The following is an 8,786-nucleotide window of genomic DNA, read 5'->3' on the forward strand; positions in this document are numbered from 1 at the left end:
CACTGGCAAGCCTTTTTCTCTACCGAAGCAACGTTTAATAGAACGTTGTCCCTTCACCAGCTCGAGTAAGCAAACCATCACATGGCGCGTAACGATCGCCATATTTCGATGCAAACTCATTCATTTTCTCTACGAGCTCCTTAATACCAAATTGGTCCATGTAACGGAACGGGCCACCCAAGAACGGTGGGAAACCAATACCAAATATCGCGCCAATATCACCGTCACGTGGCGAGCGAATGATGCCATCATCCAAACAACGTACCGCTTCATTCAGCATTGGCAGCACACAGCGCAACGCAATATCGTTATCGCTTAGCTTAGATTCAGGGTCGAGCTTAAGCAGTTTGTAAACCGATTTGTCGACATCTTTCTTCTTGCCCTTGTAAGTGTAAAACCCCTTACCACTCTTGCGTCCTTTACGTCCATCATTTAACAAGATATCAAACACATCCGGCCCTTTGAATCGGTCACCTAACTCATTAACCAGGATCGGCATAATTTTCGCGCCAATGTCGACACCAACTTCATCCAACAAGGTAATCGGGCCAACAGGGAAACCAAAATCAAGCAACGCCGTATCAATCTTTTCGATCGGTTCGTTAGCCAACAAAATATGCGCCGCTTCGTTCATGTATGGAGCAAGAATGCGGTTCACGTAAAAGCCCGCTTTGTCTTTCACTACGATCGGGGTTTTACCTTGCTTCTTAGCAAGTGCAACAACTGTTGAAACGGTTTCATCTGACGTCGTTTCATGCGGAATCACTTCCACCAACGGCATTTTTTCTACCGGGCTGAAGTAATGCAAACCCACTACGTTTTCTGGACGCTCCGCTTTTTCTGCAATTTTGTGGATAGGCAACGAAGAAGTATTGGTCGCAAAGATAGTTTCTGTCTTAGCGTTCGCTTCAATGTCCGCCACCATTTTTTGCTTAAGATCTAGGTCTTCAAAAACGGCTTCAATTACGACATCAATATGATTAAAACTGGTAAAGTCGACACCACCAGACAGTTGCAGCATTTTCGCTTGCAGGTCGGCCTTGGATAGAATGCGACGTTTGCGCTGTTTCTCAAATAACTTGTAGTTGTAGTTGAGCGCGTTTAAAACGCCATCGTTGCTAACGTCTTTGATGCGAACAGGTACTTTTGCTTTTGCAACAGACACATGGCTGATTCCGGCGCCCATCAGACCACCACCAAGCACACCAACTTTATGAACTGGTGCTGGTTTCGCATCCGTGCCATTTTCTTTCTTCATTTCTGTTGTGGCAAAGAAGATCGAACGGAGCGCTTTTGACTCTGAGCTCATCACAAGCTCACCGAAGCGCTTCGCTTCAAGTTCTTGACCTTTAGCGAAGCCTTTCTCTAAGCCATGTTGAATAACTTCTAGAATTGCAACCGTTGCTGGATAGTTACCACGGGTTTTTTGATTCGTTTTCTTCGCAGCTTGCTCAAATACAAACTTGCGCCCTAGCCCGCTACCAGACATCACCTTTTCTTTCGTCGATAGCTTTTTCGTACCCTTGTTTTTACCTTTGTCGATAAACTGTTTTGCTACGTCGAGCAAAATGGTGTCCGGCACACAGGCGTCCACAACGCCCAGTTTTTTAGCTTTCTTCGCACGAAGTTGTTTACCCGTCAGGATCAAGTCCAACGATGGTAACAGGCCAATCAAACGTGGCAGACGCTGAGTACCACCAGAACCTGGCAATAAACCAAGTTGTACTTCTGGCAGACCTAAACGCGTTTTGTCAGAATCCGTACAAACACGATAATCACATGCAAGAGCCAGTTCTAAACCACCGCCCAAACATGGGCCATGAATAGCCGCAACGACAGGATAAGGTAAGTCCGATAGCTGCTGGAATAAATCCTGACCTTGCCTTGCTAAGGCTTCCGCTTCACTTGCTGTGGTGCATGCTTCTAGCATTCGAACATCAGCACCCGCAACAAAATTGTCCGGTTTTAGGGAGTGGATGATCATCCCTTTAATACCACTGGAGTCTTTTAGCTGAGCAAAAATTTCTTTCATTTCGTCAGCAAAAGCCGCCTGCAGCGTATTCATTTTTTCATTAGGAACATCGATGGCTAACCAAGCAATATTTTGCTCATCAACCTTTAGACTAAATGCTTTTTGCTCGCTCATTACTCAACCTCCAGAATCATTGCCGCACCAAGACCACCAGCAGCACATGCGGTATTCAATGCAATACCACCGCCACGGCGTTTTAGCTCTCGTAGGGTTTGCGTCATCATACGCGCACCAGTCGCAGCAAATGGGTGACCATAAGCAATTGATCCGCCAAGCACGTTGAACTTATCCATATCAATTTCACCAATCGCTTTTGAGCGACCAAGGTTTTCTTGAGCAAACTTATCGGAAGCAAACATCTTCACATTCGCCAATGCTTGAGCAGCAAAGGCCTCGTGCATGTCGATCAACGTCAGGTCTGACAGTTCCAAGCCTGTATTTTCAAGCACTTTCGCTGTGGCATAAGTCGGCCCCATCAGCATGTCCTTTTCCACGCCGATAGCAGAGAATGCATAACCTCGGATGTAACCAAGGATCTCCATTCCGAGCTCTTTCGCTTTACCTTCTCGCATCAACATCACTGCCGCACCACCATCAGTCAATGGCGTACTGTTCGCTGCCGTAACACTGCCATACTGATGATCAAACGCAGGTCGCAATTTCGCGTATCCCTCAACCGTTGAGTCATGACGGATATTGTTGTCTTCCGAAATCCATTTTTTGTATGGTTCAGGGAAAGCCGTCATCACTTCATCTTGGATTTTTCCTTCTTTCCAAGCCTGAGAAGCCAGCGTATGAGAACGATGTGCAAGCGCATCCTGTTCTGCGCGAGAAATACCATGTGTTTTAGCCATTTGCTCTGCAGTTTGTCCCATGGATAAACCCGTAGAGTACTCTGCTACTGCTGGTGGCACTGGCATCAGGTCTTTAAAGCTCAAGTTTTTGAGGATACTAAGCTTCTGACCCATTGTTTTTGTCTTACTAAGAGCAAGCAGATTAGCGGCCAGTTTCTTTGATACGCCAATAGGCAGGACGGAAGAAGAGTCTGCACCGCCAGCAATACCAATATCGATGGTTCCCGCCATGATGCTTTCTGCGACATTAACCGCCGCTTGAAAACTCGTCGCACACGCTCGAGTCACACTGTAAGCATCAGTATGGATGTTCATACCGGTGCCTAACACGATTTCTCGTGCGATGTTTGGCGCTTCAGGCATTTGTACTACTTGTCCAAATACCACTTGTTCGATTAGCTTCGGATCAATATCTGTTCGAGCAAGCATTTCGCTTACTACCATTTTCCCTAAATCGACCGCTGGCACTTGGCTAAATTCCGTGCTTTGACGAGCAAAGGGAGTTCGAAGCCCCGCGACAATAGCGACACGCTCACCATTGCGTGTTTTTACTTCCTGCTTGCCCATTGTTTCTCCTTAAATACAAGAGGTCTGACCTGAGGCATTGTAATGAATTTGTTAAATTTATCAAACGTGCGTTTAAATAAACGTGAAGCAAGTAGTTCAATTACTCTACTTCTTTGATTCTTATGCGATTACTAATGGTTAACTATAGAGAGTTAAAACGGTAAGAGGTATACGGAAAGTAAAATCGAAGCAAAAAAAAACCACACATAACTGTGTGGTCGGAATATCTATAAAACAATTAACTTACGCCAATTGAAAAGTAATCAGTTTCCTGATTAGGAGAAAGTAAAGTCAGCCTTCAAAAGGAAGTGTCATCTTGCTCAACATGTTAGTCGCAATGACTAACGAGATGACAAGGTGTACTATAACCCCTTCACTGCTTGATATTTTGAAATAGATCAATTTTATAGTGATTTTACGAGTTTTAAGCTCACCTAGAGCGATTATTGATTCAAAACAATTCAAGAATCCACCATCAGAAGTCCCTTTTAATGCTCCATCGAGTGAACTTATCCAAGCCATTGATTACTAATGATGATATTGTTAACAATATATATCAATTCGTGTTCGATGATATCTGACATTTGCGTATACACTTTTAGGTAACCACATGGCTTATTGTGTCAAAGGGGTTGCATGACAAATCCTGCAACCAAAACCGCTAGGCGATGAAGCAAGTAAAGTCATGCTCAGAACAAATAAGAAACTCACAGAGCGAGGATGGAGGCTCCTGTGGCCATATTAAAAATGTTTGGAAAGAAAAATTCCAACAGTCCGGTCAACTCTGATATGGACAAGCAAAGAAAATACGAAGCGCTCGTCCGAGGGTATCATCGTGACTTGTACCGCTACGCATATTGGTTGTGCAAAGATAAAGCGGTCGCGGAAGATCTAGTTCAGGAAACCTGTCTTAGAGCTTGGAAGTCACTCGATAGCCTCCAGGACGAAAAAGCTGCCAAGTCTTGGCTCATCACAATATTGAGACGAGAAAACGCGCGCCGCTTCGAACGTAAACAATTTGATTTAGTTGATATCGATGATTACGGCAATGATGCTAAAGTCAGCGATGAACCACATCATCAGCAAGAATGGCTGCAGGCACAGATCATGAAGCTCGATGTTGAATACCGTGAGCCTTTATTTCTCCAAGTTGTTGGTGGTTTCAGTGGAGAAGAAATTGGTGACATTCTTGATTTAAATAAAAACACAGTGATGACTCGACTATTTCGCGCTCGTAATCAACTTAAAGAGATGTTGGATTCTCAAGATACCAAGAGAGGACAAAAGAATGGATGATTTAGAATTTCGTCGTCGTATTTTGTCGGATCCAAAACAAAAGGATGAAGAGATTCTGCAAGCTTTAGCTGGTAGCGACGCCAACAATAAGTTTGTTGATGACGTTTTGGATCTCGATGTAAAAATTAAACAAGCCATGAATGTGGATGTACCCGAAGATCTCGCAGATAAGATTTTATTTAGCCAGACGTCGAGTGCACTTGATGAAGAGAAGGTCGTAAGACCAAACTTTGTCCGCAAAGCAATGGCACTTGCCGCTTCTATTGCGTTCACCGCAGGGTTATTAGTTGGCCAAGTAAACTGGGGAAATGTTTTGGTGTCTCCAGCACAAGCCAGTTTAGCGGATACCGCGATGAAACACGTTATTCATGAAGAACCGTTTGTTCGTCATCTTGATGAGGATGTACCGAGCTCGCAAATTAATGCGAAAATGTCGCCATTTCATTACCAGTTTAGTGAAAACTTTCCATATCACGTTTACTACCTAAACCACTGCGGTTTTGGCGAATCCAATGCGGTGCATATGGTGTTCCAAGGTCCAAAAGGTAAAGTAACGTTATTTATTACTGGTATTCCAAGCGAACAAAGTACCGACTTTAGTAAGGATGGCATGACCGGAATCGTTCAGCCCGTCGGGAGTTCAAGCCTGATTTTAGTCGGGGAAGAAGGTGAAAATATTGATGCGCTCGCTACGACTCTTGCATCAATGATTAAGCCGATGTAACAACTTCGACGATTTCCAGCCTTCAAAAGGTTAAATGCCGCTAAATGATCTTATTTAGCGGCATTTTTGTATAAATAGAACACAAAACATTCACCACCCCTATCGCATTTAGAGCTTAAACTCTAAATTATGCATTTTAAGTGCAATTTCCCGTCTTTTAGACATCATTTCTGCAATTTTTATTCAATTTTATCCAATGGTCGGATTTGTCCAAGCAACTATTGATACTACTATCTGCGCCACTGAGCAAAAGCTCAATTTATCGTCCAAAGAGACGAATCTAATAAGGAAAAACAAATGACTCAGAACACGCGTCTGTTTAAAAAGACTCTCCTAGCAGTAACGGTAGCTTTTGCCTCAGGTCAATCGATGGCAGCGGGTTTCCAAATCAACGCTCAATCAGCAACTGGCATCGGCCGTGCATTTGCTGGTGATGCGGTAATCGCAGATAATGCAGCAGTAATGGCTCGTAACCCAGCAGCAATGGCTCTGTTTGATAAAATGGAACTGTCGCTAGGTTTCGAAAGCATTACTTCAATGATTGAAGTGAAAGATGCGAAATATAACGTTAATACTCCTTTGGGCTCCAATACTGTAAGTGTTGCTGATACTGATGATGTGGGTGATACGTCAATAGCTCCAAACATTCACCTAATCGTTCCAGTAAATGACAAGTTTGCATGGGGCGTAAACGCATACTCTAATTTCGGCACTAAAACTGAATTTTCAGATAACTACACTGCAACAGAGTACGGTGGTCTTACGGATGTAAAAAGCTTCAACTTTGGATTGGCGGGTTCTTACCGTTTAAACGAACAATGGAGCTTTGGTGCTGGTTTAGATTTAATCTACGGCCAAGGCACAATGAAGCGTACAACTAGCTCTTCAGTCCCAAGGGTTGGCGGTCAAAAAATTCTGGACGTAGATAAAGCTGATGGTTGGGCTGTTGGTTTTAACGTAGGTACTGTGTACGAACTAGATGAAAACAACCGTTTTGGTCTAGCGTATCGTTACAGCCCTGAATTTACGGCGAAAGACGACAAAGGTCAGGAAATCACGCTACCTCTACCAGATATGGCCGAGTTTTCCGGTTTCCACAAAATCCAAGACACTAAATTTGCTGTACACTACAGCATCCAATACATCGGCTGGAAAGATTTCGACCAAATTGATTTTGAGAACCTAAATCAGGGTTTACTTAAAGGTGGTTACTCGAAAGACTATCAATGGCAAGATGGCTGGCACTACGCAATTGGTGGTACTTACTACCTAAACAACAACTGGACACTTCGTGCTGGTTACATGTACGACACAAGCGCTCAAGATAAAGTAACGTCTATCTCGGTACCAGACTCGGATCGCCAGTGGTTCTCCACAGGTTTCTCTTACCATATTGATAATAGCTCAAACATCGATTTTGGCTTCACGTACTTGTTAGGTGAAGATGTAAAAGTTAATGAGAATACTCAATTAGCTCCTGGTCTTTCTACCGGTGTAACAGCAACAACTCATGCTGATGCAATTCTATTCGGCTTACAATACAGCCGTAGCTTCTAAACGCTTCGCTGTTAGTTAGTAGAAAAATACTTTATATAAAAGGCTGGATTTCCAGCCTTTTTTCATATCTGCGATTTATTTCCCACTCAATTTGAGTGAACACGTGTATCTAAATCTCACAATTAGGACGCACAGCTGTTCGCTGAATTCCGTTTACAAGCCTTTCACAGTTAGATTATTAAACCGCACAAATAACATTTGAAAGGATAATATTCCAAATGACCACTTACGCTGGATTTTCATTTCTAAAGTAAAAACTCTACCTTTAAACTTTCGTCCCACGTTATAAACAAATCAGCGAACATTCGAATGAAAACCAACAAGACTCTTCTATCAACAGCAGTGGCATTAAGCCTACTTGGCACAACGGGCATGGCTAACGCAGCAGGTTTCCAACTTGCTGAATATTCTGCAACAGGCCTAGGTCGAGCATATGCTGGTGAAGCTGCAATGGCTGACAACGCAAGTGCACAATGGCGTAACCCAGCAATGCTAACTTATTTGGAAGGCACTCAAGTGTCCGTTGGTGCAATCTATGTGAACCCAAATATTGATATTGAAGGTGATGTAAACTTCCACGGTAGCACTTCTTCTGCATCTTCAGATGACTTCGCACATGATGCAATCATTCCAAACTTCTACCTATCACACCAATATAATGAGAAATTCGCGATTGGTTTGGCATTTGGCACCAACTACGGCATGGAAACCGATTTAGGTAAAGGCTTTGGTGCCTCGCACTTCGGTAATGAAGCAAGCGTAACGACAATGGAAGCGAACTTAAACGCAGCTTACAAAGTCAATGAATCGATCAGCGTTGGTGGTGGTATCCGTTACATCATCGGCGAAGGCAGCTTTGGCGCAGCAGCTCCTAAGAATAACGTTGTAGGGTTAAACCCTGAAACTAATCAACCAATCAGTGTTCCTCAAGGTACCGCTCTAAAATACATGGAAGGTGACGATACCGCTTGGGGCTGGCAGGTTGGTACAGCATGGCAGATCAATGAAAATAACCGTATCGGATTCGCGTACAAATCTGAAGTTGAACTGAAGCTTGAAGGCCATGCTGAAGGTCTTGGTTTTGGCTTCGGTACTTCTGAACGCGACAACGGCTACATGTATCTAAACCTGCCTGCAACAGCTGAGTTGGCAAGCTTCCACCAAGTAACAGACCAACTTGCATTACACGCAAGCGTTAACTGGACGGATTGGAGCTCTTTCGAGAAATTGGAAGCACGTCTAGATACTGCTGGCACGCATATGGTTAAAGTAGAAAACTGGGAAGACAACTATCGCTTTGCTGTTGGTGCCACTTACCAGCTTGATCCTAAGCTAGCGCTACGCACTGGTATTGCATACGATACTTCAGCGGTAAGCGACAAAAACCGTACGATCACTATTCCAGAAACTGACCGCACTTGGCTAAGTATTGGCGCAACGTACGATTGGACGAAAGACTTCAGCCTAGACGCTGGCTTCACCTATATTTTTGCGAAAGACGCACCAATCGTTGAGTCTCGTGGTTACAAGTCAGACGACACTGCAGAACAAGTCGGTGGCCAATTTGTAGGCGAAACTACGGGTAATGTTTGGCTAATCGGTGTTCAAGCAAACTACCGTTTCTAACCAAGCTGCAAAATACAAAAAAGGCTTAGCATCAGCTAAGCCTTTTTTCATTTCTCTGTGCCGTCCTAAATAAGGTTGACACTTTCCACCCCCAAAATTGGAGAGTGTTATGAAATCAACAACTAAAAGA

General features: G+C 43.8%; 6 protein-coding genes. 4 read left to right on the forward strand and 2 right to left on the reverse strand.

The genetic code is table 11. The features are described 5' to 3' along the window. Nucleotides 1–34: 34 nt before the first annotated feature. Complete coding sequence (gene fadJ / locus R7093_RS21735) at nt 35–2,146, reverse strand: fatty acid oxidation complex subunit alpha FadJ (protein WP_047104368.1); 2,112 nt, start codon at nt 2,144–2,146, stop codon at nt 35–37. Next, entirely contained in the window at nt 2,146–3,453 is a 1,308-nt protein-coding gene (gene fadI / locus R7093_RS21740; protein ID WP_047104366.1) for an acetyl-CoA C-acyltransferase FadI, read from the reverse strand. The genes fadJ and fadI overlap by 1 nt, the downstream gene beginning before the upstream one ends. 720 nt (nt 3,454–4,173) lie before the next feature. Between fadI and R7093_RS21745 the strand changes: the two genes are divergently transcribed. The 4 genes from R7093_RS21745 to R7093_RS21760 all read left to right on the forward strand — a co-directional run bounded on the left by R7093_RS21745 (nt 4,174) and on the right by R7093_RS21760 (nt 8,656). After that, a complete protein-coding gene (locus R7093_RS21745) occupies nt 4,174–4,749 on the forward strand; it encodes a sigma-70 family RNA polymerase sigma factor (RefSeq protein WP_033907378.1) in 576 nt (191 codons plus the stop codon). After that, a complete protein-coding gene (locus R7093_RS21750) occupies nt 4,742–5,473 on the forward strand; it encodes a DUF3379 domain-containing protein (protein WP_033907380.1) in 732 nt (243 codons plus the stop codon). Before R7093_RS21745 ends, R7093_RS21750 begins: the two co-directional genes overlap by 8 nt. A 297-nt stretch (nt 5,474–5,770) precedes the next feature. After that, nucleotides 5,771–7,030, forward strand: a complete 1,260-nt coding sequence (locus tag R7093_RS21755; protein ID WP_005384451.1) for an outer membrane protein transport protein — start codon at nt 5,771–5,773, stop codon at nt 7,028–7,030. 309 nt (nt 7,031–7,339) lie between these two features. Then, nucleotides 7,340–8,656: an outer membrane protein transport protein gene (locus R7093_RS21760; RefSeq protein WP_047104363.1), complete on the forward strand. Its 1,317-nt coding sequence runs from the start codon at nt 7,340–7,342 to the stop codon at nt 8,654–8,656. Nucleotides 8,657–8,786 lie beyond the last annotated feature (130 nt).

The organism is Vibrio sp. 1580, assembly GCF_033340055.1.